This is a genomic window from Secundilactobacillus yichangensis, from assembly GCF_016861565.1.
In the GTDB taxonomy this organism is placed as follows: Bacteria; Bacillota; Bacilli; order Lactobacillales; family Lactobacillaceae; genus Secundilactobacillus; species Secundilactobacillus yichangensis.
In genome coordinates this window covers 28,060-54,459 of the sequence record NZ_BOLK01000007.1, presented here as the reverse complement: position 1 = coordinate 54,459, position 26,400 = coordinate 28,060, and the positions used below count along the sequence as shown (strand labels likewise).

24 protein-coding genes are annotated in these 26,400 nt (G+C 44.4%); 5 read left to right on the top strand and 19 right to left on the bottom strand.

Annotated features, from left to right (window positions below; genetic code table 11):
* Window positions 1–65: 65 nt before the first annotated feature.
* The 7 genes from nhaC to JUE95_RS12910 form a co-directional block, all read right to left on the bottom strand.
* Entirely contained in the window at window positions 66–1,502 is a 1,437-nt protein-coding gene (gene nhaC / locus JUE95_RS07245; protein ID WP_203650301.1) for a Na+/H+ antiporter NhaC, read from the bottom strand.
* 74 nt (window positions 1,503–1,576) lie between these two features.
* Window positions 1,577–3,004 carry a tyrosine-tyramine antiporter gene (gene tyrP, locus JUE95_RS07240; RefSeq protein WP_203650300.1) on the bottom strand — a complete coding sequence of 476 codons (1,428 nt, stop codon included), beginning with the start codon at window positions 3,002–3,004 and terminating at the stop codon, window positions 1,577–1,579.
* 26 nt (window positions 3,005–3,030) lie between these two features.
* A complete protein-coding gene (gene tdc, locus JUE95_RS07235) occupies window positions 3,031–4,923 on the bottom strand; it encodes a tyrosine decarboxylase (RefSeq protein ID WP_235995326.1) in 1,893 nt (630 codons plus the stop codon).
* A 206-nt stretch (window positions 4,924–5,129) separates the two neighbouring features.
* Complete coding sequence (gene tyrS, locus JUE95_RS07230) at window positions 5,130–6,383, bottom strand: tyrosine--tRNA ligase (protein ID WP_203650299.1); 1,254 nt, start codon at window positions 6,381–6,383, stop codon at window positions 5,130–5,132.
* A 101-nt stretch (window positions 6,384–6,484) separates the two neighbouring features.
* A complete protein-coding gene (locus tag JUE95_RS07225; protein ID WP_235995317.1) occupies window positions 6,485–6,766 on the bottom strand; it encodes a helix-turn-helix domain-containing protein in 282 nt (93 codons plus the stop codon).
* A 19-nt stretch (window positions 6,767–6,785) separates the two neighbouring features.
* The gene (locus JUE95_RS07220; RefSeq protein WP_203650297.1) at window positions 6,786–7,034 is read right to left on the bottom strand and encodes a hypothetical protein; all 249 of its coding nucleotides are present in this window, start codon (window positions 7,032–7,034) and stop codon (window positions 6,786–6,788) included.
* 74 nt (window positions 7,035–7,108) lie between these two features.
* Window positions 7,109–7,228 (bottom strand): TFIIB-type zinc ribbon-containing protein, encoded by a 120-nt coding sequence (locus tag JUE95_RS12910; protein ID WP_203650296.1) that lies wholly within the window; start codon window positions 7,226–7,228, stop codon window positions 7,109–7,111.
* 609 nt (window positions 7,229–7,837) lie between these two features.
* On the opposite strand from JUE95_RS12910, the gene JUE95_RS07210 reads away from it, so the two are divergent.
* Both JUE95_RS07210 and recA read left to right on the top strand, forming a co-directional pair.
* On the top strand, window positions 7,838–8,242 hold the full coding sequence (locus tag JUE95_RS07210) for a hypothetical protein (RefSeq protein ID WP_203650295.1): 405 nt from the start codon (window positions 7,838–7,840) through the stop codon (window positions 8,240–8,242).
* A 216-nt stretch (window positions 8,243–8,458) separates the two neighbouring features.
* Complete coding sequence (gene recA, locus JUE95_RS07205; protein ID WP_203650294.1) at window positions 8,459–9,550, top strand: recombinase RecA; 1,092 nt, start codon at window positions 8,459–8,461, stop codon at window positions 9,548–9,550.
* A gap of 78 nt (window positions 9,551–9,628) precedes the next feature.
* On the opposite strand, the gene JUE95_RS07200 is transcribed toward recA, so the two are convergent.
* From JUE95_RS07200 to JUE95_RS07175, 6 genes are all read right to left on the bottom strand, one after another.
* A complete protein-coding gene (locus JUE95_RS07200; protein WP_203650293.1) occupies window positions 9,629–10,075 on the bottom strand; it encodes a hypothetical protein in 447 nt (148 codons plus the stop codon).
* A 290-nt stretch (window positions 10,076–10,365) separates the two neighbouring features.
* On the bottom strand, window positions 10,366–11,136 hold the full coding sequence (locus tag JUE95_RS07195; RefSeq protein WP_203650292.1) for an acetoin reductase: 771 nt from the start codon (window positions 11,134–11,136) through the stop codon (window positions 10,366–10,368).
* Between the two features lie 21 nt (window positions 11,137–11,157).
* Complete coding sequence (locus tag JUE95_RS07190) at window positions 11,158–11,631, bottom strand: S-ribosylhomocysteine lyase (RefSeq protein WP_203650291.1); 474 nt, start codon at window positions 11,629–11,631, stop codon at window positions 11,158–11,160.
* A 28-nt stretch (window positions 11,632–11,659) separates the two neighbouring features.
* Window positions 11,660–12,520 (bottom strand): MetQ/NlpA family ABC transporter substrate-binding protein, encoded by an 861-nt coding sequence (locus tag JUE95_RS07185; RefSeq protein WP_203650290.1) that lies wholly within the window; start codon window positions 12,518–12,520, stop codon window positions 11,660–11,662.
* A gap of 14 nt (window positions 12,521–12,534) precedes the next feature.
* Window positions 12,535–13,206, bottom strand: a complete 672-nt coding sequence (locus tag JUE95_RS07180; RefSeq protein ID WP_203650289.1) for a methionine ABC transporter permease — start codon at window positions 13,204–13,206, stop codon at window positions 12,535–12,537.
* Window positions 13,203–14,282, bottom strand: a complete 1,080-nt coding sequence (locus JUE95_RS07175; protein ID WP_203650287.1) for a methionine ABC transporter ATP-binding protein — start codon at window positions 14,280–14,282, stop codon at window positions 13,203–13,205. The genes JUE95_RS07180 and JUE95_RS07175 overlap by 4 nt, the downstream gene beginning before the upstream one ends.
* 764 nt (window positions 14,283–15,046) lie before the next feature.
* Between JUE95_RS07175 and JUE95_RS07170 the strand changes: the two genes are divergently transcribed.
* Complete coding sequence (locus tag JUE95_RS07170) at window positions 15,047–15,712, top strand: YczE/YyaS/YitT family protein (RefSeq protein ID WP_505973611.1); 666 nt, start codon at window positions 15,047–15,049, stop codon at window positions 15,710–15,712.
* Between the two features lie 42 nt (window positions 15,713–15,754).
* Here JUE95_RS07170 and JUE95_RS07165 read toward each other — a convergent pair whose 3' ends face one another.
* Genes JUE95_RS07165 through JUE95_RS07155 form a run of 3 tightly spaced genes read right to left on the bottom strand, consistent with a single transcriptional unit; the run spans window position 15,755 to window position 18,942 of the window.
* A complete protein-coding gene (locus JUE95_RS07165) occupies window positions 15,755–16,399 on the bottom strand; it encodes a TetR/AcrR family transcriptional regulator (protein WP_203650285.1) in 645 nt (214 codons plus the stop codon).
* Window positions 16,400–16,415: 16 nt separating this feature from the next.
* Window positions 16,416–18,035 (bottom strand): ABC transporter permease, encoded by a 1,620-nt coding sequence (locus JUE95_RS07160; protein WP_203650284.1) that lies wholly within the window; start codon window positions 18,033–18,035, stop codon window positions 16,416–16,418.
* A complete protein-coding gene (locus JUE95_RS07155; protein ID WP_203650282.1) occupies window positions 18,022–18,942 on the bottom strand; it encodes an ABC transporter ATP-binding protein in 921 nt (306 codons plus the stop codon). Before JUE95_RS07155 ends, JUE95_RS07160 begins: the two co-directional genes overlap by 14 nt.
* A 189-nt stretch (window positions 18,943–19,131) precedes the next feature.
* On the opposite strand from JUE95_RS07155, the gene JUE95_RS07150 reads away from it, so the two are divergent.
* On the top strand, window positions 19,132–19,971 hold the full coding sequence (locus tag JUE95_RS07150; protein WP_373305674.1) for an aldo/keto reductase: 840 nt from the start codon (window positions 19,132–19,134) through the stop codon (window positions 19,969–19,971).
* Between the two features lie 405 nt (window positions 19,972–20,376).
* Here the strand turns inward: JUE95_RS07150 and JUE95_RS07145 are convergent, their stop codons facing one another.
* Both JUE95_RS07145 and JUE95_RS07140 read right to left on the bottom strand, forming a co-directional pair.
* Window positions 20,377–21,618: a phthiocerol/phthiodiolone dimycocerosyl transferase family protein gene (locus JUE95_RS07145; RefSeq protein ID WP_203650279.1), complete on the bottom strand. Its 1,242-nt coding sequence runs from the start codon at window positions 21,616–21,618 to the stop codon at window positions 20,377–20,379.
* Window positions 21,619–21,762: 144 nt separating this feature from the next.
* Window positions 21,763–23,094 (bottom strand): MFS transporter, encoded by a 1,332-nt coding sequence (locus JUE95_RS07140; protein WP_203650278.1) that lies wholly within the window; start codon window positions 23,092–23,094, stop codon window positions 21,763–21,765.
* Window positions 23,095–23,682: 588 nt separating this feature from the next.
* Between JUE95_RS07140 and JUE95_RS07135 the strand changes: the two genes are divergently transcribed.
* The gene (locus tag JUE95_RS07135) at window positions 23,683–25,050 is read left to right on the top strand and encodes a uracil-xanthine permease family protein (protein WP_203650277.1); all 1,368 of its coding nucleotides are present in this window, start codon (window positions 23,683–23,685) and stop codon (window positions 25,048–25,050) included.
* 31 nt (window positions 25,051–25,081) lie between these two features.
* On the opposite strand, the gene JUE95_RS07130 is transcribed toward JUE95_RS07135, so the two are convergent.
* Window positions 25,082–26,008: a DMT family transporter gene (locus JUE95_RS07130; RefSeq protein WP_203650276.1), complete on the bottom strand. Its 927-nt coding sequence runs from the start codon at window positions 26,006–26,008 to the stop codon at window positions 25,082–25,084.
* Window positions 26,009–26,400 lie beyond the last annotated feature (392 nt).

Here is a 26,400-nt window from a genome sequence, read left to right as displayed (position 1 = left end):
TCAACTAAATAAAAATATGACGATAAAAAACACTCCTATAATATAGAAGTGTTTTTTCTTGCTCTTTAACTAAAATCTGCTTTTGTTTCTCCATTGGCACCCGTGTGGCGCTTCTTAAACCGTTTAGTGGTCCAAGTCACTACCGTGAATCCAAGAATGATGGTCATTAAAGGATTCAAGTAAGGATAAAAGGCATAGCCAATGTACTGAAAAGCACTCACACCCAGAGTGGCTGAACAGAAGATGCCGCTCACACCCCAAGGTACCAGCGCATTGATATCAGCACCGCCAGTCGCTAGGGTTCTAGAGAGATATTTTTTATCGACCTGCAGATCATCATAAGATTTCTTAAACGTCTCGCCTGGTAAAATAATTGATAAATACTGCTCCCCTACAAGCAGATTCACCGCTAATGATCCGGTTAAAGTCGCCAGTATCAGCCGACCTGGTGTACTGATTAGACGGCTCATGCTATTAATGAGCACTTCAATAATGCCAAATTTAATCAGTAACCCACCCAACGACAGCGCCAAAATAATCAGCGCCACGGAACTCAGCATGTTAGTGATACCACCACCACTCATCAATCGGTTAATGACTGTGTTGGTGCTGGCAACGTGATTACCATTCATCAATAAATCACCAATTTGGCCGAAGGTAAATGACCGATCCTGAACCATCGACAGGACGATGGCGGTTAACGATCCTAATAGTAAAGTGGGTATCGCCGGCACCTTGCGCCAGGCTAAAATGAGTAACACAAATACTGGCAAGAATGTCAGTATTGAAATATGGTAAGTCGCCATTAATTGAGCAGAGATTGCTTTAACCGCGCTTAAGTCAGCGTTCTTAGCCGAATGAAGCCCAATCGCGGTGAAAGCTCCGAGTGCAATTATTGCGGCGGGAATAACCGTCAAACTCATGTTTTTTAAATGGGTATACAAGTTAACCTTTGCGATACCCGTGGTCAGATTCGATGTATCCGATAAGGGTGACATATTATTGCCGAGAAAAGCGCCCGATACTACCGCACCAGCAATAACCGGTGCAGCAAATCCCAGTACATGACCAATCCCCATAAAAGCAATTCCAATAGTGGAAACGGTCGTAAATGAGCTCCCAACCGTAATCCCAATAATGGCACAAATAATAAAGACGGTTGGTAAGAATAACTGCACTGAAATTAACTTCAAACCAATAAACATCATCCCGGCAATTGTGCCGGCCTTTAACCAGCTGGCAACTAAAATTCCAATCATCAAAAAGATCAAGATGGGAATAATTCCAGGAGTAACTCCCTCAGAAACGCCGTCAAAAATCTCATCCCAAGAAAACTTTTTAAAATGCCCGTAGAACAAAACTAGCGTAAAAACAAACAGGATAGGAATTTGCGGCGACATATCAAATTTAATGATCATCACGCCTAAAATCGTAAACATGGCTAACATGACAACCAGGCTTTCTCCCAAACTAAACCTTGCTGCTTTATTAGAAGAATCCATTTTCATCGGCCCTCTTTCAAAATAAAAACAGGAACCTATCAACAGATAAGTTCCTGTTCGACATTCCAGCCAACCTAGAAGTTATTCGTCGATTGTAAATCAGCTTGAACTTGAATCATCCATTCCTTATTCTTATTGCGATCAATAATGAGTGGGATGATGAACAAAATGAGCGTGATTGCGATAACGAAAATCGATTGCAGCAGATCTGAAGCTAGGAAGGTTGCTGCAATAATGACCACAATCCCGAAAATCAAGGCGTAGGAAACTGTATAAGCTAAAGCATTACCAGTTTTACCTAATCGATATGGTCGTTCTAAGTCAGGTTGCGTTTGCCGTAACTTGATCAGCGCGATGGCAATCAGAATATAAACCAAAGCGTAGATCACGGTTGTTGCATTCGTTAACGTCAGGAAGACGTTATTAACGTTTTTCATCACACCGTATAGTAGTGCGAACAGTGAGATGCAGATACTTTGAGTTAACACAACGTTGCGTGAGACACCGTACTTATTTACCTTGTGATAACCAAAGCTGGCAGGTAACTGACCATCCCGAGCAACTTGTGTCATTGTCTTGGATGGCCCGGTTACCCAGGCAGATAATTGAATCAGAACCCCAATGACCACCATGAAACTGAAGATGTTGGCGATGATCGTTGGCCAACCAAGAATCTGGCACCATAGCAGAATTGGCTGCGTGATGTTTGATAATTGGATTTGACCATTCGGTACAGCATTAGCTACTAAGATCCCGTTCAGGATGTTCATCAAAATTAAGCCAACTAAGGCAACGAAAATACCGCGAGTATAGGTTTTCTTAGCATTATGCAGCCGCGGAATGAATACCGACGACATTTCGATCCCGGTGTAGATGAATGAGATAGCAGCGAAGTACTGCAGAGTCTGCAAATTACCCAGGTTAGGAATTAACTTGGAAACTGAGAACGTTCCGAGGTAACTGGCAGGATCAATGCCTTCCTTGAACAGTGCTGCAATCCCCATGACCAGCATGATCACGATAGGAATATAGACCCCTAACCAGACCCCGACGTTTCCGCCGACTTTAGCCATATCAAACCGTAAATTCAAAACGGTGATCAACCAGTAGAAGCCGAGGATATTAGCTAAAATGAACCAGTGGTTGTTGCCCAGCGGTACGTTGCCAAAGGTGTTTCCCCACAGCGGTCCAATGGTTGAGGCCACCATCACCATTCCGGGAAACATTTGAACCCACAGGAGCCAAGCAGTAACAAACCCCCATTTTTCACCTAGAGCTGTTTTGACCCACAGTTGAGGGCCACCATCAGCCTGGAGCATCGTTCCCAATTCCCCAGAAATCAGGGCAACTGGTAGTGCAAAGAACAAAACTGCAAAAATCATATAGGTAATCTGAGACCAACCGGTAGCAGCCACAGATGGTATTGAACGCACTGTCGCGCATAGGGCCATTGTCATTCCGATAAAGGTACCCAGGCCCAATTTGGTTGCTTGTTTATTCATGGTAACTTCCTTCCGTCCGCTTTATTTCACTGTTGTGCTGAAGATAATTGCTTGGTTGTTTCTGCCACGAAGATGTTTTGAAGATATTCTTTCATGGCAACTTTGATCTTTGGTACAAAGTAGTCAAAGTTTTCTTGGCGGTTCATGTAAGGTGTCATGACTGAGGCCCGAATCACCGTTACTTTACCCACGTTGTTCCAGTCGGCTTCGCTAACACCAAGGCTCTTTACAAATGGCAATGGACTATCGCCGTAATCCGGTTTCGCAAAGTCGGTATGCGAAACAATGTATTCTTTGCTGTAAAGGGTCCCCTTCACGTATGAGGCTTGCTCGTAAAATTGGTGGTTCAGCTTATTCATGTCAGCTAAACTATCGTTGCCCTTTTCCTTAAGAACGTAATCTACCATGTTGAAATCAGGGTTAACCAGTGGGTGAACTTCAATCGTCTTACCGTTAATCTTGAAGCTCAAGTCTTTCAGGAAGTCATAGTAACGGTGAGCGCCTTCAAGGGAAGCACCCTCTAATTTACCGTAACCCGTTACGTTCAGCGGCAACGTATGGTGAGCTGCCCAAACAGCTGCGGCAGTTGCACCAGCTTTTGAACCTTCGAGAATGTAGGCACCTAACAATGCTGGAATATCGGCACCCTTTTCAAAGACGTAGGTTGCGAAGTACGAAATCGTATCGCGCATGGCGACGTCTTTGATCACGATCCCACCAGCAGCGTATGGCACATAGCCCATTTTGTGAGGATCAATCGTGATTGACTCAGCTTCAGTGAAAGCCTTATAGGCGTTATAGACATCTTCTTTGATATAGTCTTTTGATTCAGTAAACACGTGGTTCTCGGCGTGAAGGTCTTTTAATTGATCGAACGGTACGAAGTTATTGTCTTCATCCAGGAAGATTGTTCTGAAGTAGCCGCCGTATGCAGCATCCACGTGGAGGTAGAAGTAAATGCCCTCCTTTTGCAGCTTGTGCCGAAGTTCAACAATCTTGTCGATTTGATCAACGGCACCTTCTTCGGTCGAACCGGCAACACCAACAACACCCAGGATAGGCGTGTGGTCTGAGGTCAAGCTGCGAATGATTTGTTCGAGTTGGTCAATATCCATCCGATAATTTTCATCGATTGGCACTGGCACGACTTGATCAAGACCGATTCCGATAATATCAGCGGCCTTCATCCATGAGTAATGCTTGGTTTGAGGCACTAACCATTTGCCAAGCTTTTGTAAATTCTTTCCGCTACGAGCTGACTTAGCCTTTAATTCGTCCAATTTTTCACCGGACTTTTCAACCAGCTTCATGATTTCGTCAGTCGGCATATTAAGCAGTTCCCAATCGGACTTGCCCTTGACTAATTCTGGTGTGACCTCTTTCATTGCCAGTGGCAGCGACTTAATGTTCCGGGCGTACCAAAGACCTTCAAGGTTAGCCAGCGAACCGTCAGCCACGATGTGCCCCCAGCCGTTCTTGTAACCCATCATGGTTGCAAATTCATTACCGACTTCTTCTTCCATCTGCGAAGTAGCAGGCGATGATTCATAGGCCACGTTGTTGCCGTTCCAAAGCATCGCGTAATCGTAAGCCAATAGAGCCGGCATCAAAGTTTCGGAGTTCATATGGCCCCAGTAACGGCCAGCTGAGTGCCAAGGCACCGATTCAGTCCGAATTCGGTTGGACACATCATCCAGCACTTTGCGCATGCGGTTGACCGTATCTTGAAATTCGGGAGATTGCTGTTCTTCAGGAGAAATCATGTTCTTATCCTGAGGAATGTAATTCTTCCGCCAGCCTAAGTGCTCGTCGACAAGCTTATTCAATAATTCCTTGTACAGATCACCGTTTTCAGACTTATCGCCGATAAATAAGGCGTCCAAATTTAAATCATTAATCTTTGAATCTGTGATTTCCATGGTAACAGCCTCCAAGTTGTGTATTTATTTTCAAGTTGAGAATACGCTTTCATAAATACCCTGTAAAGGGCATTTATATTAAAAATAGCATATATGATATTTCACATTTACTTGCAATAATCCTTTGAAACCGCACGAAAAAAGGCAATAACCGTTATCGGTTATTGCCTTTTACTTTTGTTAAATTAATTAAAAACTAATTTTCATTAACGCACTTTTGCAAGGAAATAATTCTTTTTTCCGCGTCGAATAATCACAAACTTACCGTCAAATTGCGCACTCGGATCCACCTCAAAATTGGTCTCTTGAATCCGGTCACCATTGACCGTAATGGCGCCATTAGTCACGTCTTCCCGTGCTTGACGCTTGGATGGTTCAATCTTCGTTTCAACCAGTAAGTCGACAACGTTCTTCGGCTCACTAGCGATTGAGACACTCGGTGCCTTGCCGAAAGCATCCTGCACTTCAGCTGCAGACAGTTCCTTCACGTTGCCAGAAAAGAGAATGTTCGTGATCTTCTGGGCAGTATCCAGAGCTTCTTGCCCGTGTACAAATCGCGTCACTTCCTCAGCTAACCGAGTTTGAGCTAACCGCTTTTCGGGCGCCTTCTTCACACTTTGTTCCAGTTCAGCAATTTCATCCTGATCCAGGAAGGTAAAGTACTTCAGGTATTTGACAACGTCCCGGTCATCTTGGTTAAGCCAGAATTGGTAAAATTCGTATGGTGAAGTTTTTTCAGGGTCGAGCCAAATTGCCCCACCAGCGGTTTTACCAAACTTAGTCCCATCAGCCTTAAGCATCAACGGAATCGTCAACCCGTAGACTTTTTCATCCGCGCCGTCAATTTTGTGAATCAGGTCAATCCCACTGGTAATATTACCCCACTGGTCCGCGCCACCAATCTGCAATTGAATATCATGCTCGTGATGTAAAGTCAGAAAATCGACAGATTGAAGAATTTGGTACGTAAATTCGGTAAAAGAAATACCAACATCCAAGCGGCTAGCGACAATGTCCTTAGCCAACATGGTGTTGATATTCACTAATTTTCCGTAATCACGCAGAAAATCGAGTAATGAAATTTTTGAAAGCCAATCGTAGTTATTAACAAACGAAATATTCGAGCTCCCGCCAAATAACTTCTGCATCTGGTGTGTTAATGCTTTAACGTTGGCCTGCACAGTTTCCATGGTTTGCAGCTGCCGCTCTGACTTACGTCCGCTTGGATCGCCAATGCTACCAGTTGCGCCACCAATGAGAATGTATGGATGATGACCTGCTAGTTCGAAGCGTTTCATCATCATAAACGGAATCAGGTGACCAATATGCATGCTGTCACCCGTTGGATCAACACCGCAGTACAAAGAGATACTCTTACTTTCAGTTAATTCTTTGAGACCTTCAGCATCGGTCTGCTGGTTGATTGCACCCCGCCAAGTTAACTCATCAATGATATTCATGTCCTCTACCTCCAAAAAAATTTCTTCGATTTCGGACATAAACATAAGCCAGCAATGTAAACGGTGTCAACATGGTAATCATCTAATCTTCGGCTAATTTTTTAATTCTTACTAAAACTTTTATCATAATTATTTCGGGCAGTTCGATTAGAAGCGGGTAAAAATTGACGCTCTTCATGAGCTGCTTCTTCCTCGGTTAATCCAGTCACAACTTCCATCCCATGACGGGTCACAACTAGCTGTTTTCCAAACTTTCGAATCGACCCTGCCGGAAACTTCCAGGGGGTCTTTCGATAGGCCTGCCGCACGTAATCATCCGCTTTATGCCAGCGTCTTGCTGCTTCGCTAGAAGACATAATATCGCGATCATTTAAATCAAACATTTCATCACCTACATCTTGATTATCTTTCTTTGTATTCGGTATCTGCACCCTTTTGAATGGCAAGGATTAAGCTCTTGGACGTTTTCCAAAGTCCGATTGCAATACTAACCATCATAATCAAAATCAAAGTTCCTGAAATGCCATCAACGTTTGACCAACTTGAATTAATCATTATAATAAACAAAGGTGAAAGCATAACTAGTGTGACAATGATTCTGGTTAGTTTACTTTTGAGAGATTGCTGTGGTTTTGTCTTGGTATTTTCCATACACTTATACCTCCTATGCTATATTGCAAGTCCACTACCGCCATAGTTGACTTGCTGATTAACGGAGTTGCTGCTTAATGGCCACTGTTAATAACGTGACCGCATTCTGCACAAATAATTTCACCATTGTTATGTTTCTCAAAAACAATGTCCCCGCATTCGGGGCAATGAATAGTAACATCGCTAGATTTCATGATCTACACCACCTTTTATATTTTCATCAAGGTACAAAAAAACGTCCCTTCATTATCTCTAATGAAGGGACGTTTTTAAACGCGGTACCACCCTAGTTCAAGGTGTCAAACACCTCACACTCTCTCCCATATAACGGTGGGCAACCGTGTCCTAACACTTTAGTATTTCGAAGCATTACCCTGCATAGTTTTCACCAACCACTATTTCTCTGATCCCTGAGGTAATGTTCCTACTCACGAAAAGGTTAAAGTTTATGACCTTTGATGTTGTAATTCACATTATCACTCCGTAAATTGAATGTCAAATACTATTCACATAATTTTTGTTGAAATCTCATTCGACTCATTTTCTGCTCATTTAAAATACTGAAAAATAAAAATAATTTAACTCAAAAATCGGTCACTATTGCCAATAAATGATCAATAATATGGCGCTTTTTACTTTCACTCGTAATCTGAAAATGACCAATCAAGCGTTTCCCTTTTTCGCAATCGACTGAAGAGAATCTGTAAGCCTAACCACTGCCTATTTTACTTCTTATCCCCACTCAATCGCATAATCGACTATAATGTCATAGTAACCTTCTATTTAAAAAGGACTTAATAGCTATGGAAAAAGAATTAAACTATTATCATCGATACCTGCGTTCGTACTGGTGGTCAGAAATATTTAATACCGTCATCTTCGTTGTAGCGTTGGGTGCAACTGTAGTGAATGGGCTGATTGGCGGCAAGGACTTAGTCTCTGCCTCAACTTCAAACGTGCTCTTCTATGGCGTGCTCATCATCATTGGAATTACCATCATTGTTATGTTCGGTAAAGTTAATCGGCAAAATCAAGCCGTTGCCAAATTTAAACAATTTATGGCTAAGGATAATAAGCAGCTTTCTCAAGAAGACCGATCCATTTATAATCAGTGCAAGCGTTACTACCAACGCGGACGCCAACTGGACAAGCTCAATATGGTAATTGCCCTGGGAGTTGTGTGTGGCTATATTTTGATCAGTTTATGATAAGTGGTAAAAATGAAGTCGAGCTTGCAGCTTTTAAAAACTGTAAGTTCGATTTTTTCGTTTCTACTACTTATAGATTCCATTCATTGCTATCAAGTTGTTCCACATGAAACAATCGTTAACAATTGTTCCCTTTCACTTTGTTTATCTGACAAAGAAGACTACAATAGTAATGTAGATTTAGAACATACGTTCTCAATAAAGGGGGATTACCGTATGGCCTTACAATTATTCGAAGCCGGTCATCCGTCACAACGGACTGATTCAAAAGAACGCAAGCAGGCGTTAGATGAAACTTTAAAACGAATTGATAAGAAATTTGGTAAGGGCGCGTTAATGCGCATGGGTGACAAACCCAATCTAGATATTAAACGCTTCTCTTCAGGCCTACTCTCACTGGATCACGCCATTGGTGGCGGTTATCCATATGGTCGAATCATGGAACTCTACGGGCCAGAATCATCTGGGAAAACCACTTTAGCACTGACTGCAGTTGCTTCACTTCAAAAGCAAAATGGCATTGTGGCCTACATTGATTTTGAAAATGCTTTGGATCCAGCGTACGCCAAGAACCTTGGTGTTGACCTGGATTCACTGCTATTATCACAACCTGGCACTGCCGAAGATGGCTTTAACATCGCTGACGAATTGGTTAAAAGTGGTGCTGTGGATATGATCGTCTTCGATTCCGTTGCTGCCATGTTACCGAAGGCAGAAATTGATGGTGAGATCGGTGATAGTCACGTTGGTTTACAAGCCCGCTTAATGTCGCAATCACTGCGTGGTCTCACTAGCTTAGCTAACCAAACGCAGACTACGCTGCTGTTCATCAACCAAATTCGTGAGAAAGTTGGTGTGATGTTTGGCAGCCCTGAAGTCACTCCTGGTGGTCGCGCACTGAAGTTCTACTCGACCATTCGACTAGAGATTCGTCGTCGCGACAACATCAAAGAGGGTCAGGATATCATTGGGACAAACGTTAAGATCAAGGTCACTAAAAACAAGGTTGCCCCACCATTCAAACAAGTAGAAGTGCAGAACTTCTTTGGTAAGGGTCTTTCTCACGCAGGTGATCTGCTAACGATTGCGGTTGATAACGACATCGTTCAAAAATCCGGTTCCTGGTATTCTTACCAGGAAGAACGGCTCGGCCAGGGTCAGCCTAAAGTAATTGAATATTTGGAACGGCATCCAGAAATTCAAGATAAGATTGAACAAGATATTAAAGATATGTGGAGCGACGAGAAGAAGGATGAGAAACCAGATAAGGATGAGAAATCTACTGGTGATCATACTGAAGCGGTTTAGCTGTTCGCACACCAAGAGCGCGCTGGTAATCAATCAGCGCGCTCTTTTGTACTTTTATACTGGTATACGCTCCTTATTTCAATACAAATTATCATTATGGTCATTATTATGATAAGCCCACGAATCAAACCAGCCAGCGTCGTAACTATCATCATATGAATCACCTGAGTAGCCACCGCCACCACCCATTTTATTATCGAGCCAAGTGAAGAACGCAATCATTAAAAATGGTGCCAATAGCATACCGACTATCATGAGGATATCTATGATTGGCCATTCCACGTATGGCCAAGCCCACTTCACAACCTTAATAATGAGTAGCCACGTCCCAATCGTGGTCAGCCATGAACGTTTTTTCTTACGCTGAGTTCGGTGTTGCTCTTCTTGCTGCGTCTCCGGCTCAACCAGCGGGTGCTTCACTTTCGTTGTTGCACCGATGACGTACTTATAATGCGACTGGGGATGAGACTCTGTTTTGAGGTACATTTGAGGTGACGGTCTTGCTGATTTCAACTGAACGGGCATTTTGTTTCGACTTCTTTCCGAATTAATATTCACTGTCCTAATTTTACTCTCCTATTCAGTTGGGGACATCATTTGTTTTAAAAAACCGCTTGGTGGGCTTACATTTCTGTAAGCTACCAAGCGGTTTTTGTGGATCCATTTTCTGTTTATTGATTTTATCTAGCTCAAACGTGTTCAACGAGGCAGAGACCTGCATGTAAGGGTGCTTCACCACAAATCCAAGACCGGGATTTCTGGTAAAGCACCCTTACACTCCGACCTCTAAACGCCTCGTTTCACACTCTCTCCCTCTAATGAAATCTCATTCCCCCATCAACCTGCAAACTCTGTCCGGTCACATAACCAGCACCTGGACTCACGAACCAGGCTACTACTTCTGCGACATCTGCTGGCGTTGCTTCCCGGCCAATGGCAATTTCTGTTAGGCAGTCTGCCTGCTGTTCTGGGATTGTCTTATGCTTGATTGCCGCCGTCTTCTTATCGATGGCATCCCGCATTTTGGTGCGGACAATGCCTGGATTATAAGCGTTCACGGTAATTTTATCCTTGGCAAATTCCTTGGCTGCTGACTGAGTTAAACCGCGAATAGCAAACTTGGATGCCGAATAAGCACTTTGCAATGCCGATGCTTCGTAACCTGCCAATGAGGCAGCGTTTACGATTCGACCGCCGTGGCCCTGTTCCTTGAACTTCTTACCGGCAGCTTGAATGCCCCAGTAAGTCCCCTTTAAGTTAACGTCTAGTAATCGTTCAACCTGTGCCGGATCTGAGTCGATAAAACTTTCGATGAAAGCCACCCCTGCGTTATTTACGTAGACGGCCAACTCCCCCAAGTCTTTGACCGCGGCGTCAACGAGGTCAAACACCTCGTCGCGATGTGCTACATCAACGTGGTAAGCCTTTGCGCTATAGCCTTCTCTCTGCAGATCCTGCGCCACTTTAGCTGCGGTGGTGTCATTGATATCAGCAACGGCGATTGCGTAACCATCTTTTGCCAGACGGTGGGCGATGCCTTCGCCAATTCCTTGTCCTGAACCAGTTACAATTGCTAATTTTGCCATTTTGACAACCCCCTTATTAGCCTAGACAGTGTGACGTTCGAATGGATCATCGCTGATACCCTTTGCCAGAATATCGCGGGACCACTGCTTAGCTGAGAACAGTGAATGGTCACGGTAGTTGCCGCAACTGTACTTGTCGGTTCCCTGAACGTCCTTCCATTCGATCTTGTTGGCGATATCGTCCAATGATCCTTTCAAGGCTTTAGCGACTTCCGTAGTGGAATGCTCGCCCCAGGTAATTAAATGAAAACCGGTCCGGCAGCCAAATGGTGAACAGTCAATGACGCCGTCTAAACGGTCACGCAACAAGCCGGCCAATAGATGTTCAATGGTGTGCAGGCCCGCTGTTGGAATGGCATTTTCGTTAGGCTGAACTAACCGTAAATCGTAGTTGCTAATCGTGTCACCCTTAGTCCCGTGTTCCTCAGTAATCAAACGAACGTATGGTGCTTTAACCTTTGTGTGATCCAATGTAAAACTTTCAACTTTAGTCATAATCTATGATCTCCTTTTTAATTATCTGTTACTTCAAATAACTCAGTGGTTTGTTAACTTCGATCTTGGTGCCGTAATACTTATCCTTGATGTACTTCTGAATGTCCTTCTTGTGGTAGAGCTTGACCAGTTTCTTGTAGTTAGCGTTGTTCTTGTTCTTCTCGGAAGTAGCCAGAATATTGATGTTATCCTTAGTGGATTGATCAACTTTTTCGTGGTAAATGGAATCAGTCAGCACGTGCAGATGGCCTTCCAGAGCCACCGTATTAGAAATCAGCACGGCATCCACATCGTTGATCACCCGAGGACCAGTGGTATCATCGATCTGCTTGAACTTAAAGTGCTTGGGATTACTCTTAATATCCTTGATTGTCCCAACGTAACCGAAGTTCTTGTCCAACGTGATTAAGCCGGCCTTTTGCAGCAAGATCAAACCACGAGCAGCTTGCGAAGGATTGTTGGCAATGGCAATCGTTGAACCAGCTGGAATGTCTTTGACGTTCTTGTACTTCTTGGAATAAATCCCCATTGGTTCCAAATAAGTAGTCCCCAATGCGGTTAGCTTGTTGGACTTGTTCTGCTGGTTATACGTTAAATAATATGACCATGACTGAAAGGCGTTAACATCCACGTCGCCATCAGCGGTTGCCTTGTTTAACTGAACACCATCGGCGATATTTTTCACTTTGATCTTCAAGCCTAATTTCTTGGCATCGTCCGTCTTGGCAATGTGCTTCCAGATATCAATATCGGAACCCTCTGAACCAATCAAAATATTGCTGGATTTACTCTTGTTAGCTGCCTGTGAACTGGAAACACTATGAATACCAAAGCCGGCTAACACCACTACAACCACAATCCCAATTAACCAATATGCACTTTTCTTCATTCTCCATCACTCCTCTAATTATGTTCGACTCTGCGAACGATCCAGTCACCGATCAGTTGAACCGCAAATACTAACACTAAGATAATAATCATTGCTGTAAAGGTAATATCATTCTCGAAGCGGGCATAACCAATGTTAATGGCCACGTCCCCAAGACCACCGGAACCAATGGCACCCGCCATAGTGGTGAGTCCAATCAGACTAATGATGGTCACAATGGAAACCCGGATAATATCGGCAAGTCCTTCTCGAAGGTAAATGCGGAAAATAATTGCCATGGGACTGGAACCCATCGATTCAGCAGCTTCAATCACCCCGTGATCCACATCCAGCAAAGCGTTTTGCACTTGCCTTGCGTAGAACGGAAAAATTCCGAAAATCAACGGCACTAGTGACGCGGTGGTGCCAACCGTTGTTCCAATCAAAAACTTAGTCAGTGGCGAAATTACCGCCAGTAATATGATGAATGGGATGGAACGCAGGAGGTTGACCAGTTTATCTAATACTGAATAAGTCAGCTTATCTTTCAGAATGCCTCCCGGCTGCGTTACCACCAGCAGGATTCCAACCAACAGCCCCAATACAGCTGAAACAATGGCTGACATCAACGTCATGTAGATGGTTTCCCAGGTAGCCTGAAGAAACTCACTTTTCATCGCGATAACGTTTGGCATAATTGCTGTCATTGGTTCTCACCTCCTTCTAAAAGTTCATTCGTCAAAATTCTCGTTTTGACACCTTCGCTCCTCAACTTTTGAATTGCATCATTGAAAACGTTCAGGTCCCCTGTGATGATGGCAATCATATAACCAACGTTCTCACCATCGATTTGATCAATATTAGCGAAGAGGATATTCACGTCCACACCGTATTTCTGTGAAAATTCAGATACAACTCCTTGTTTGGTAGAGTTGCCAATGAAGTTGAAATACATCAGTTCCTGATTGTCTTTGAATTCGCTGATCTTAATCGTGCTGGTAATTCGTTCAACGGCTTCTTTCACGTTGGTTGACGTTTCCACGAAGTCGGTGGTTAACTTTTGCTGTGGCTCAGTGAAGACTTTCGCCACCGGACCGCGTTCAATAATTTCACCGTCATCCATGACCGCCACGTTATGACAAATACTCTTGATGACTTGCATTTCGTGAGTAATCAGCACAATGGTGAGGTTCAAATCCCGGTTAAGCTGCTTGAGCAGCTCCAAAATTGATTTGGTAGTTTTCGGATCCAAGGCGCTGGTAGCTTCATCCGAAATGAGGATCTCCGGATCACTGGCTAATGCTCTGGCAATGGCCACCCGTTGTTTCTGACCACCGGATAACTGGCTGGGATACGTCCCTGCATATTCGCTGAGACCAACCAGTTTCAGCAACTTCTGTGCTTTCGCCTGCCGAGCCACCTTACTGATCTTGGTACCTAACAGCGGATATTCCACGTTACCTTGAACCGTGCGGGACTTCATGAGGTTAAAATGCTGGAAGATCATGCTGACCTTCTTACGGGCCTGCCGTAATTCCACTGGTTTTAATTTCTGAATCCCTTGATGATTCACGATCACCGTACCAGCAGTTGGCTGCTGTAAGAGATTGATGACCCGGACCAACGTACTTTTACCAGCACCGGAATAGCCGATGATACCGTAGATATCACCACGGGGTATCTTTAGGTCAACGTTCTTTACCGCTTTGATTTCTTGGTCGTTGTTGTGAAACGTCACTGAAATGTTGTTTAGTTCAATTGCGTTTGCCACTGTTTCGCTCATATGTCTGTCGCTCCCTTACTACTCTTTAATCAGATGTTCTTTAATCGGGCTCCAGCAGGCAGAGACTTGCGTGTAACGAATTCCGGTCCCAAATCCAAGTTCGGGATTTACGCCCAGACTTCGTTACACTCCAGTCTCTAACCGCCTGCTTCCGCACCTTGTACAAAAAAAGTCGCCCCTCTATTTATCTCTAAATAAAAGGACGATTTAATCGTGCTGCCACCTTAGTTCGAATACCCCTCGCGGAAATATTCCTCATCGGGTACTAACTAACGGCGGTTCAGTACTTACTGCTATCAGTGCATACCCTAACTCTATAACGGGAGTTCCCGCCGCTGCCTAGCCAACCGGCTCAGCAGTGGAGCGATTATCAAGACCATATTCAGCAATGCGTCGCCGTTACCTTTCACCAACCGATAACTCTCTTAAGGCCACGCAAGACTTACTCATCTTGTCGCTTGCTTCGTATTAATAACTGGTGAATATTATGGCGCTTAGATTAGAGAGTGTCAAGGGAATATCAGAATGTTCTAATTTTAAGCCTCGTTTCATAGTTACTTTCTCATCTGAATAACGTTGATGCTGTGGTCTCTTAACCGAGTTTGACTTTTTTATTAAATACACTCGTTTTCGATGAAATCGAAACGTTGCATAAGTGACTATTGCTTTAGCAGATTTCACCACGTAAATACTTGTTAATTTCAACTGATATATTACTTTTCCTGCCTAATATGATAAACTTATCAAGAAATGAGGCGGAAGATGTGAAGAATACTTTAGGTGAACGGTGGATCGGCTTGATTGCTGGTTTAATTTTTAACGCATTCGGTAATGGCATGGCAGTTGCCGGAAATATGGGTAGCGGACTATGGACGGCCTCAGCGGTTAACTTACATAACTGGACCGGGGTTAGTCTTGGCGTTATTTTATTTTTGATTGGCGTCATTAACGCGATCACCAACCAGTTTTTGATTCGCCGTTTTGACGGCAAGCGACTAGTTGGCGAAATCATATACGTTGTTTTCTTTGGCAGCATCGTTCAATATTCCGCTCAAATGCTGGAATATTTTGGCATTAACCATGCGCCAATTATTTGGCGAGCGCTTTTTAGCTGTCTGGGGATCGTTGTCTTTTGTATTGGTATTTCACTTTATCAGCGTGCCAATATCATCATGCATCCCAACGATGATACTACTAATATTTTGCGGTTCCTATACCTCAAGGGAAATGCAACTGCTTCACAACTATTAGACTTTTTACCACCCGCCATTGTCATTCTCATAACCTACTTTGCAACGGGACAAATTCAATCAGTAAATATTGCAACGTTATTCTCGATTTTGGGTAATGGCGTCCTTATCGCGATGTCGGATCGTTTAGTTTGGCCTCACCTGACTCATAATTTCATGGTCAAACCAGATAAAAATTAAAATAAGGCAGGTTGGAATTATTCACTTCCAACCTGTCTTATTTTACGCTTCAAATCCGTGTTCCAGAATTTCATACTCTGCCTGAATATCTTTAATAATTGGCTCAAAATCTTCAATCGTGGCATCTGGGTGAGCCTTCATAAACGTTTCTGCTTCCGAAAATACCGTTGTACCAATGGCGTTTAATAACTTCTTTAAAGTGGTTTTATCAACTCCTGGGCGTAACTTCATTCGGTCCAGTACCGGTTCTTCCAAAGTAGTTAGCGACGTCATCGTCTGTTTTTGCCAAAGGGCACCCATTTCCGGCCGGATCTCTTCTGGCAGCACGTTCATTTCACCAAAAGATTGGATCGACAGTCGGAATTCGTCCGGATATTCCAGTTGGAGCTGAATCTTATAACGAACGGCCCGTTCAATCATGTCACCAAGATCCTTGGCATCCGTCCAAACCGTAAAATCAGCGCGTTCAGTGAGCATTTCAATGACGTATGACACGGTTGCTAAATACAGGTGCCCTTTATCGCCAAAATAGCGGAAAACAATTCCTTTTGAGACATCAGCATCTTTGGCAATATCAGCCGTTTTGGCCTGCAAGTAACCATGTTTGGCGAAGATCCGCGTAGCACTTGCCATAATGCGGTCAACCTTTTCCGGATCCTTTGGTATGTCGGGATTCAATTCTAGCATGCCAGTTATTCCTCCTCTAATTTTCAACCAAATCGCGTCGCTTGTATAACCAATAACCCACTAATACTAACACAAAACTGAGTAATACCAGCCACCCCGCTTGATCCCACTGCACTGACCTCAACGGGACTTTATTAATCCAGCCAAACGGTGTCAGCTTCTTGGTCCATTCTGGAAAATCCAACAGGCCGCCAAGGTAAATCGATAACAGCGCATAGATGGGAATCACCCAGGCAATTTGCTGAAGTCTTGGCAGTAAACCCAACAACACGGCAACGATCCCGATAACAACCAGAACCGCTGGTGCAAAGGCCCAAAACGAGCGCATTAACCGGCTAATGTCAAAGGCGTGCTTAGCCCCTTGACTACCCAGTGCCATCCCAAAGGTACCGGCAAACAATGTTAGTAGTCCTGCTACCGTTCCCACTACTGTGTAAGCACTAAACAAACGCCACCGAGAAACGCTGCGAGCATGGATTGACTCTAGCCAGCCCTTCCGTTCATCACTATTAAGCCGCAGCATGGTTGCAATTGCTGGTACACTGGCACCGATAGCCATAACGACGCTCATCAAAGAGGCAAACTGCAACGTCATGGTGCGGCCAACTGAAGCTGCAGCAGCTGGACCAATAATTTTTGCCACCATGGGACTGTTATTCATCATATCACCAACCGTATTAAATAGCGTTCCCATACTGGTACCATAAACAGCTAGGCCAATCACCCAGGCGATAATACTCGTGCGTTCCAGCCGGAAAACTAACGTGGTCGGATCCGCCAGCAATGCACTGGCATGTTCGCGTCCGGCTCGATCAGGTAAAAGGCCGGAACCTAAATCCCGCTCAGCACTAACAACAAAGGTCACTGCCAGAACCACAACCGCCAACACCAGCATGTATAAAACCGGCGTTACCCGATTCTTACCGTAGGAATCGATTTTTTCCACCCAGCCGAAAACTGTCCACCAGGTATACTTAATGTTTTGAACATCCGTCATCGCTCTAAGAACATAGAGCAGACCCAGCAAACTATAGCTCATCGTCGTAGCGCCACGGGAATTACTTGCCAGCTGCGATAGAAACAGCGTGAAGGTGCCAAACATCAGGCCAAATACAGCAAGTCCAATCCCAAATAACCAGTCACCCAGTACATCGGAACCGTCCATGTTAATGGCTTGAAGCGTCACCGCAGATAATACCCCAACTAAAACATTAATAATCAGTAATTCGTAAACCGTTGATAAAAGCGGGCTTTGACGACCAACACTGTGCGCACGAACCATTTCCAAAACACCGTTATCTTCCTGAGTTCTAGTATTGCGAATCGCAAAGAAGATGTTCATGATAGCCATCAGTAATCCGGTAAAGACCATCATTGTGGCGGCAAAAATTGATGCTGTTGTGTAGGGCTTTACCGCTGTAAAGGGGCCGAATAAAGCTGCCATGGATGGTGTATCCAGCGTTGTGACTAACGAAGCCACTTGCTTATCATTGCCACTAAGGCCAATAATTTTACTGGCACCAGATGCCACCATCATCACGATACCTAATAGCCAAACAATAATCGCAAACCGGTCATGTCTGAGGTACATCCGTGTTAGGTAACCGGTCTGAGCTGTCTGATTAGTTCTTGTCATGCTCCTCAGCCCCCTCTGTGTTGTAATAACGAATAAACAGGTCTTCCAAGGTCGGCGGCGTGGTTTGTAAAGTAACAATTTCACGTTTGACTAATTCAGACATCACTGCGCCAATTTGAGCGGTATCCACCGCAAAGGCTGCTTTATTAGCAACCTGCTCATCCGCTTTAAAACCGTGAACTCCCGGCAGTGTCTCGATACCATCCAGTGTTTGTTTGGTTTGAACAACTACCTGAGTTCGGGTTAGCTGCCGCATTTGATCCAAAGTGCCAGTCTCCACAATTTCCCCCGAACGAATAATCCCAATTCGGTCACACATCCGCTCCACTTCAGAAAGAATGTGGCTGGATAACAGCACACTCTTGCCCTGCTCCTTTAGTGCCAGAACGTGCTTTTGAAAGAGTTCTTCCATTAAGGGATCAAGACCACTGGTCGGTTCATCAAAAATATATAGATCAGCCGCTGTGGAAAAGGCAGCGATTAGCGTCACCTTTTGCCGATTCCCCTTAGAGTACGTTCGCGATTTCTTCTTAGGGTCTAATTCAAACTCCTTAATCAACTCATCCGTTTTGGCGGTATGCTTCTGATGATTCAGCTTCAACAGAAAATCAATCATTTCGCCACCAGTCAGATTCGGCCACAGATAAACATCCCCCGGAACGTAAGCAATCCGGTTGTGAATAGAAACAGCCTGCTGCCACACGTCTTCATTAAACACGGTGGCTTGCCCGCCACTAGCTTTGAGAATCCCCAGCAGAACCCGAATCGTTGTGGATTTACCCGCCCCATTAGGTCCAATGAAGCCAAAGACTTCTCCTGCATTCACGTCAAAAGTGATGTCCTTTAATGCCTGAAATTTACCAAACGATTTCTGTAAATGATTAATACTTACGACTGTTTGTGTCATAGTCGCCCCTCCTCATTAGTGGCCTAAGATAGGCTGATTTCGATTTCACACAGAGTATATTCCCTATTGACCAGTAAGTCAATGACTAACGGGTCAATATAAAAATTACTGGATAATTCGGCGTTCTATTTGACTTAGAGCCAGCTCTAACAGTTATAATTAAGATAGTTAAAATAAGGAGGATCAATGATGACAATTCCAAACGTCTTACTAAACGATGGTCACCAACTGCCGATGTTGGGACTTGGAACGTATCAAATTCGCGGTGCACAGGGTGTCGATCAGATTCTGTCAGCAATTCACGATGGTTACCGGTCACTAGACAGTGCTACGAATTATGACAATGAAGGAATCGTGGGTAAAGCTATCCGTCAAAGCGGCATTCCACGCAGTCAATTCTTTGTCACCTCTAAACTACCCGGTAAGTATCACCATTACGATGACGCACTTGACGCCATCACAGAATCATTGGCTCGAATGGGATTAGACTACTTCGACATGTTCTTAATTCACTGGCCATTACCGAAGCGGGATCATTACGTTGAAGCTTGGCGGGCCATGATCACCGCGCAAAAGCTTGGCTTGATTCACACGATTGGTGTATCTAACTTTATGCCTGAACACCTGGATCGGTTGATCAGTGAAACTGGCGTTACTCCTGCCGTGAACCAGATAGAGATTCATCCGTACTGGATTAACGAAGACAATTTACAAGCTGACAAAGACCGGGGAATCGCTACCGAAGCATGGAGTCCTTTGGGCCGTGGCAGCGCCTCTTTAAAGGAACCGATTATTCAAAAATTAGCTAAAAAGTACGATAAAAACACGGGTCAAATTATTCTGCGCTGGCACACGCAACGGGGCGTCGTTCCGATTCCTAAGTCAAGTAGCCTAATTCACCAGCGGCAAAATCTCGATATTTTCGATTTTAAATTAACTGAAGATGAAATTCAGGCCATTAATTCTTTGAGTAAACCAGACGGTCGAACAACAAATCAAGACCCTAACGAGTATGAAGAGTTCGACTAATTAGCACCCTAAATAAGCGCTACAATTACCGCAAAACAATTGGTTGACATTTAATCGATATCATTGTATTATAGCCACAATCAAAAAAGGGGGTGATGCTTTGAGTTACGGAATAAGTCTTAAAGCATCAGCTACGGAGACTTCAGTTAACTAGCTGATACTTAAAGAGAGGGTCCTGCGAAATCTATTCGCGGGACTTTTTTTGTTGTAGGTGTGAAGCAACACGGGTTGACTCCAGAATATAAGCAAGCAAAAATGGGTATTCCTGAACTTGGGAGTACCCGTTTTTGCTTGCTTATATGGCCGGAGTCAGTGTTGCGAAACACGATTAGTCTATATAACATAACCCCCCCAAAGCCCAAAAATCAGCCATATCCCGCACCGGGAATATAGCTGATTTAATTTTCATTTCACCGCTGCTAAAGTAGCAGCCGTAAAATACCGAATGGCATTGGCAACATCCCGTGCCAGAGCCATTCCAAAGTTTTTTTCGGTAGCAGTCCCCTGCATATTGAACGCTAATGATAGTTGGCCATCAAACGTTCCCGCTGCAATCTGATACATCGGTGCTCGCCGGAACCCCCCGGTCATGACAAGGTCATCAAGGGAAACATCACCAAATTGCAGCCGTTTAGCATCAATAATGCCAAAATTAGTGTAGGCAATCTCGCGAACATGGTAATGATCTTCAGCGGTTTGCTGCAACTGCGCTAACGGCTGACTGTGGTACTGACTTAATAGACTGGCAACCGAGTCTAAGCATTGGCGCTGTTCTTTTCGTACCGCCATCTCCTGGTGAACCTGCTGAATCAAATCTAGCAACGGCGTGTCAACGTCAGTCTCAAAGGAGAAATTATACCGCGACGTCATGTTGGCAATCTGGGTTGTATGCTTTGGGAACTGAGTAAATTGCCGCATATCAGTTGGACAGGCCAACGATAATGCTGGGGTGCCTGAAAACTGCTGCATAATTCGACCAAACGAACCCATTACAACGTCATTAACCGTGACTCCTGCTGCATGAGTTGCTTGGATCAGCTGTTTTGTTTCCAGAGCAGACAAAGCCACTCGACCAACGTGGTATTCAACTGGTCCGCTGGCATCCAATTTAGGCAATAACAGTGGTTTAGCCGGATGATCGGTCTGCCAATCCTCATTTTGCGGGTGTTCCTTTATCAGCTGTTCAAGCCAAGAAACATCCTGAAGATTTTGAATTCCGGATAACGCTTCACTCCCGTTTTTGTATGCCTGAGCAAGTAAGTACAGTAACTGCTTACTTCCAGCACCATCCGTCAATATGTGGCTGATGTAAAGCGTCAGTACCGTGTTACCATTCTGCTGATTCCAATAAACCCTCAACTGAGGTTCAGTCATTAAGTCCCAGTGAGCCGCGTGTTCATCGATTGCACTTACATTATCTAGAATTAAATCAGAGACCTGATCAGTCACCTGGACCCATTGGTTAGTCGCTAAATCATAGCGACACAGTAGTTCAGGGACTACTGTGCTCACTGCATCCAGTGCTCCTTCAAATCGGGTGCGATCTAATAGCCCATTAAAGTGGAGTGACACACGTACTACTGGATAGAGAATTTTTAAACCAATCGTATGCAAAATATTAAGTGGTTCACCGTCATATCTTGCCATCTTACTGACTTCCCTTCTTATTTGTTGATTATTATATCACTTCTATAAACCGCATCTCCGACCATGAATACATAGTAAAAAGTAGTAAGATTATCACCGTAATCTTACTACCTCTTATTTTTAGCCTATTGAATTGTAATCTTGTTATTGAGCCGCTTCACCATTCTTAACTGGTGCAGCCGGCACGCTGTCCACATTGATTTCCGATGCCGTGGAAGTTTCCAGCATGTGCCAGTAAACAACCAGTGAAACAAAGGATGCCAGCGCAACGTACCAGAAGAACAAGGATTCCAGATTAACTGAACGGAGCCATAACGCAACGTATTCAACGGTCCCACCGAAGAGCGACACCGTCAGCCCATACGGGAAGCCAACACCCAACGCTCGGATTTCTGTTGGGAACAGTTCAGCTTTAACGATTGCATTGATTGAAGTATAACCGGAAACGATCACAACTCCGGCCAGCATCAAGAAGAATGCCGCCCACGGCGAATGAACGTGCGCTAACAAAGTAAAGATGGGTACGGTAAAAATTGTTCCGCCAATTCCGAACCATAATAGCAGTGGCTTGCGGCCAATTTTATCCGAAAGATGACCGAAGATTGGCTGGAGAATCAGCATGATCAGCAACGCAAAAAAGTTAATCACTGAAACCACTCGGGTATTAAGACCGGTAGTGTTGATCATAAACTTCTGGAGATAAGTGGTGTACGCATAAAAGGCGATCGTCCCGCCAAAGGTCAAGCCAACCACGGTGAAAAATTGCTTGGGATACTTAGCCAGTAATGTGAGTGTACCAGCCTTTTTACTGTGCTTGTTTCGAGCTTCAAACTGATCAGATTCTTCCATTGAAAGTCGCAACCATAGAACACCCACTGCGCCAAAGGCACCAATCACGAACGGAATCCGCCAGCCAAACGCAAAGAGCTGCGCGTTGGTCAGTACATTTTGCAGCACAATTTGAACAAGTAACGCGAATAATTGACCTGAAATTAACGTGACGTATTGGAATGAGGAATAGAAACCACGACGCTTTGGTGACGCCATCTCCGAAAGGTAAGTAGCTGAAGTCCCGTATTCACCGCCGAGTGACAGTCCTTGGAACATTCGGGTAAACACCAAAATAATTGGCGACCAAACGCCAATCGTTGCAAAGGTAGGTGTCACTGCGATAATCAGCGACCCCGTGGCCATAATCGTGACTGACAGTGTCAGGGCTGCCCGGCGGCCCTTTCGATCCGCAAACCGGCCCATCACAAATGACCCTAGCGGCCGCATCAAGAACCCGACAGCAAAGACCGCCGCAGTCGATAACAGCTCAGCAGTCTTATTTTCAGCTGGGAAAAACGCTGCTGAAAAGTAAATCGCAAAGGAAGCATAAACGTACCAGTCAAACCATTCAATCATATTACCTAAAGACCCTTTTAAGATGTTCGCAGCAATTTGTTTTTCCGTTCGTGTCGATGTCTTAGCCATACGCAATCCTCCTGAACATTAGAATGTTATTAGATTATTAAAATCTAATTAGTGTGTATTTTAACCGCCCATGGTTAATTATGCAAGCAACGATTATTTATGATCTTTATACAAGATGGTTCAAACCTTACTACCAGTAACGGAACCGCTAACAGAACTTTTTTCTGAGTGCATATTATTTTTACAAAAATTAAAGTTTGAATTGTTCGTGAAATTCCATTGAAACCCTACTAAATTGTGCTTATAATAACTCACAAGGTATTGAGACGAATAATGCAGATTGTTTAATTATCAACATTCGTTCTTTTCAACACTTTCATTAAACTGAATAGTAAAGTGAGGTGGTTACATTTGTCACCAATTTAGCGGAATATTCACTAGGCATGTCCGAGTGACCGCTACCTAAACGCCAAGGAGGAAAATCAGACTTGGCTACTTAGCCGCCTTATACCTGGTCTCACTGCCCACCCTCTATTCCACCTGACAGTGTTGCCAATCTTTGACATAACCGATATATCAAACGACTAAGCAGACGGTTGATGATGTTCAAGGAACTCAAGTCAATTCAAAGGGAGAATAACCAATATTATGGATCGCAAACAAAATGGCTTATTGTATGGACCAGAAGATAAGGTACCATACACGCAAGCTGGTTTCTTAGGCTTGCAGCACGTGCTTGCAATGGACGTGTACGTGGCACCAATTATCATGGCTGGTTTACTATCGATGTCCGTAGCTCAAAAGAGTGGCTTTTTACAGGCTGCCTTCATTGCCTGCGGTATCGGGACAATTTTACAGACTAAGTTCTTTCTAAAGTTGCCCGTTTCTCAAGGCCCATCCTTCGTCCCCGTGGGAGCCGTTGCCGGAATCTATCTGGCAAATGGCGGCGCACACGGCGGCATGGCCACCGTTTTAGGGTCATTAGTTGTGGGGTCATTTTTACTCATTGCACTAGGCGTAACTGGTGTCTTTCAGAAAATCATCTCCAAGTTAGTCCCCGCCATTGTTGGTGGTACGATTATTACTTGCGTGGGCTTATCACTATTGCCAGGTGCTTTGAACGATAATATCTTTGATGCTCCAGGCAATATTAATTCCAATATGATCATTGCCGCAGCCACTGGTATTACCATGTTAATTGCTATTATTTTAAGTATGCGGGTACCGCAGTTAAGAAAAGCGCTCAAAGTCAGTTCAATCATTATTGCACTGATTGTCGGCTCAGTCGTTGCAACTTCAATGGGCCTCTTCGATTGGTCAACCGTTAACGCTGCCCCATGGTTCAGCTTGCCTCAGTTTACGTCGGTACACTATGGACTGCATTTCTCACTTCCTGCTATTCTAACGTTTGTAGTCATCTATTTAGTGTTAACGACTGAAACCACTGGGACTTGGTTCGCCATGAGTGCCGTTACTGGTGAAAAGATCACCAAGAAGCAGTGGAACATGGGGATCATTGGTGAAGGAATCAGCTGCTTGTTTGCGGCTCTGCTGGGTGCCACTCCTATGACTGGCTATTCAACGAACGCCGGTGTGGTTTCCGTTACCGGTGTTGCCAGTAAACGGGTCTTCATCTCCGCTGGATTCTGGTTCATCATCCTTGGCTTCTGCGGTAAATTGTCAGCCTTCTTCGCTGCGGTTCCAGCACCAGTCATCGGTGGTGTTTATTCCATCATCTGTGTCATCATTATGCTGAACGGACTTAACGTCGTTCGTGACTTGAAGACCGGAGAAAGCGGCATCTACATCATTGGTGTGCCAATCGTTCTAACCATGGCAATGGTCTTATTACCAGCCAAAGTTACCAACGAAGCGCCTCAAATGCTGCAATACTTACTGGGCTCCCCAATTACAATTGCTGCTATTAGCGCGATCGTTTTAAATCTATTAATGTCAAAAAAACAAACGGTGCCAGCCAAGAATCCTGAAGCTGTGCAAGCTCCTACTGGCCGGTAACCGTGGAATAATACGTAAAAAGCGTCTCACCTTATTGGCGGGACGCTTTTTTGATAACTTTTTTAGGTTTGCTAACGGCCCATGCTTGCAAGAAAGCAGTGGCTAAAATCATGGCACCACCCAGCATTTCAGGTAAACCAAAAGCAGTATGTAAAATGACAATTGATAAAAAGGTTGCCGTTAAGGGTTCAAAGGAACTCAGCATACCCGTGGTTGTCGGTCGAATATAATTTAAGCTCGTTAGGTATAGTAAATAAGCAAACATAGTGCCAAAAGTAGCGACGAACAGCACCGCGGACCATTCCAAGACATCTAGTTTTGGAATGGGTGTGGTAACAACGTGGGGCATGAAGACCAAGCTACCAATGAGCATGGCCCAGCCGGTAACGATCGTGGCATCATATTTTTTGAGCAGCCGAATGGGAATTAGTGTATACAGTGCTTGACCCACTCCAGCCATGACGCCCCAGAACACCGCTGCCGGCGCTAGTTGGAGACTGTCAAAACGCCCTTTAGTTACCAGTAAATAGGTCCCCAGCAAGGCAATCAACATGGAAATAACATCAATCCGTCGTGGCAGCCGCCAATGCCGTAATGCGAGGTAAATAATAATAAAAACTGGACCCAGAAATTGCAGAATTGTCGCCGTTGGCGCATTCCCATATTTAACCGCCATGAAGTAGGAAAACTGCGACGGAATCATCCCAAATAAGGCAAAAGCAATCAGTAATAACCAGTCAGCCCGATTTCGCCAAATTGAAATCAGTGCGTTAAAGTTTCTGAAGGCCCCCCAGATAATAAGTAAAACACCAGCAATCGCTAGCCGAACACCCACCAGCCAGCCTGGTTCAACTGCCTGACGAGAAAATAAATATTGTGCGCCAACACCGGACATCCCCCATAAAGTAGTGCCGGCGATGACAAACGCTAATCCCTTATGCTTATCGGTCACATTCATTGACCTTCTTCCTCAGATTAAAAGTTTCTGAATATCATCTTAGATAAGTTTGACCTTAAAGTAAACCTTTATCGCGCTAAAAGACTGCGTACAATCATAGGAAGCGTTTTTTTCTTACATAGCCGAAACGTGCTGCCCAAGGCAGAGACCTGCATATAACGGCACCCCGCCACAAATCCAAAATCGGGATTTATGATCGTTACTGTTATCTAGCCGAAACGTGCTACCCAAGGCAGAGACCTGCATATAACGGCACCCCGCCACAAATCCAAGTTCGGGATTTATGATCATTACTATTATCTAGCCGAAACGTGCTCCTCAAGGCAGAGACCTGCATATAACGGCACCCCGCCACAAATCCAAGTTCGGGATTTATGGCGGGGTGCCGTTAT

What these genes read in the sequence shown, in the direction of transcription:
- nhaC (WP_203650301.1), bottom strand. Translation starts at nt 1,502, where the DNA reads ATGGATTCTTCTAATAAAGCAGCAAGGTTTAGTTTGGGAGAAAGCCTG.
- tyrP (WP_203650300.1), bottom strand. Translation starts at nt 3,004, where the DNA reads ATGAATAAACAAGCAACCAAATTGGGCCTGGGTACCTTTATCGGAATG.
- tdc (WP_235995326.1), bottom strand. Translation starts at nt 4,923, where the DNA reads ATGGAAATCACAGATTCAAAGATTAATGATTTAAATTTGGACGCCTTA.
- tyrS (WP_203650299.1), bottom strand. Translation starts at nt 6,383, where the DNA reads ATGAATATCATTGATGAGTTAACTTGGCGGGGTGCAATCAACCAGCAG.
- JUE95_RS07225 (WP_235995317.1), bottom strand. Translation starts at nt 6,766, where the DNA reads ATGTTTGATTTAAATGATCGCGATATTATGTCTTCTAGCGAAGCAGCA.
- JUE95_RS07220 (WP_203650297.1), bottom strand. Translation starts at nt 7,034, where the DNA reads ATGGAAAATACCAAGACAAAACCACAGCAATCTCTCAAAAGTAAACTA.
- JUE95_RS12910 (WP_203650296.1), bottom strand. Translation starts at nt 7,228, where the DNA reads ATGAAATCTAGCGATGTTACTATTCATTGCCCCGAATGCGGGGACATT.
- JUE95_RS07210 (WP_203650295.1), top strand. Translation starts at nt 7,838, where the DNA reads ATGGAAAAAGAATTAAACTATTATCATCGATACCTGCGTTCGTACTGG.
- recA (WP_203650294.1), top strand. Translation starts at nt 8,459, where the DNA reads ATGGCCTTACAATTATTCGAAGCCGGTCATCCGTCACAACGGACTGAT.
- JUE95_RS07200 (WP_203650293.1), bottom strand. Translation starts at nt 10,075, where the DNA reads ATGCCCGTTCAGTTGAAATCAGCAAGACCGTCACCTCAAATGTACCTC.
- JUE95_RS07195 (WP_203650292.1), bottom strand. Translation starts at nt 11,136, where the DNA reads ATGGCAAAATTAGCAATTGTAACTGGTTCAGGACAAGGAATTGGCGAA.
- JUE95_RS07190 (WP_203650291.1), bottom strand. Translation starts at nt 11,631, where the DNA reads ATGACTAAAGTTGAAAGTTTTACATTGGATCACACAAAGGTTAAAGCA.
- JUE95_RS07185 (WP_203650290.1), bottom strand. Translation starts at nt 12,520, where the DNA reads ATGAAGAAAAGTGCATATTGGTTAATTGGGATTGTGGTTGTAGTGGTG.
- JUE95_RS07180 (WP_203650289.1), bottom strand. Translation starts at nt 13,206, where the DNA reads ATGACAGCAATTATGCCAAACGTTATCGCGATGAAAAGTGAGTTTCTT.
- JUE95_RS07175 (WP_203650287.1), bottom strand. Translation starts at nt 14,282, where the DNA reads ATGAGCGAAACAGTGGCAAACGCAATTGAACTAAACAACATTTCAGTG.
- JUE95_RS07165 (WP_203650285.1), bottom strand. Translation starts at nt 16,399, where the DNA reads ATGCTAGAATTGAATCCCGACATACCAAAGGATCCGGAAAAGGTTGAC.
- JUE95_RS07160 (WP_203650284.1), bottom strand. Translation starts at nt 18,035, where the DNA reads ATGACAAGAACTAATCAGACAGCTCAGACCGGTTACCTAACACGGATG.
- JUE95_RS07155 (WP_203650282.1), bottom strand. Translation starts at nt 18,942, where the DNA reads ATGACACAAACAGTCGTAAGTATTAATCATTTACAGAAATCGTTTGGT.
- JUE95_RS07150 (WP_373305674.1), top strand. Translation starts at nt 19,132, where the DNA reads ATGACAATTCCAAACGTCTTACTAAACGATGGTCACCAACTGCCGATG.
- JUE95_RS07145 (WP_203650279.1), bottom strand. Translation starts at nt 21,618, where the DNA reads ATGGCAAGATATGACGGTGAACCACTTAATATTTTGCATACGATTGGT.
- JUE95_RS07140 (WP_203650278.1), bottom strand. Translation starts at nt 23,094, where the DNA reads ATGGCTAAGACATCGACACGAACGGAAAAACAAATTGCTGCGAACATC.
- JUE95_RS07135 (WP_203650277.1), top strand. Translation starts at nt 23,683, where the DNA reads ATGGATCGCAAACAAAATGGCTTATTGTATGGACCAGAAGATAAGGTA.
- JUE95_RS07130 (WP_203650276.1), bottom strand. Translation starts at nt 26,008, where the DNA reads ATGAATGTGACCGATAAGCATAAGGGATTAGCGTTTGTCATCGCCGGC.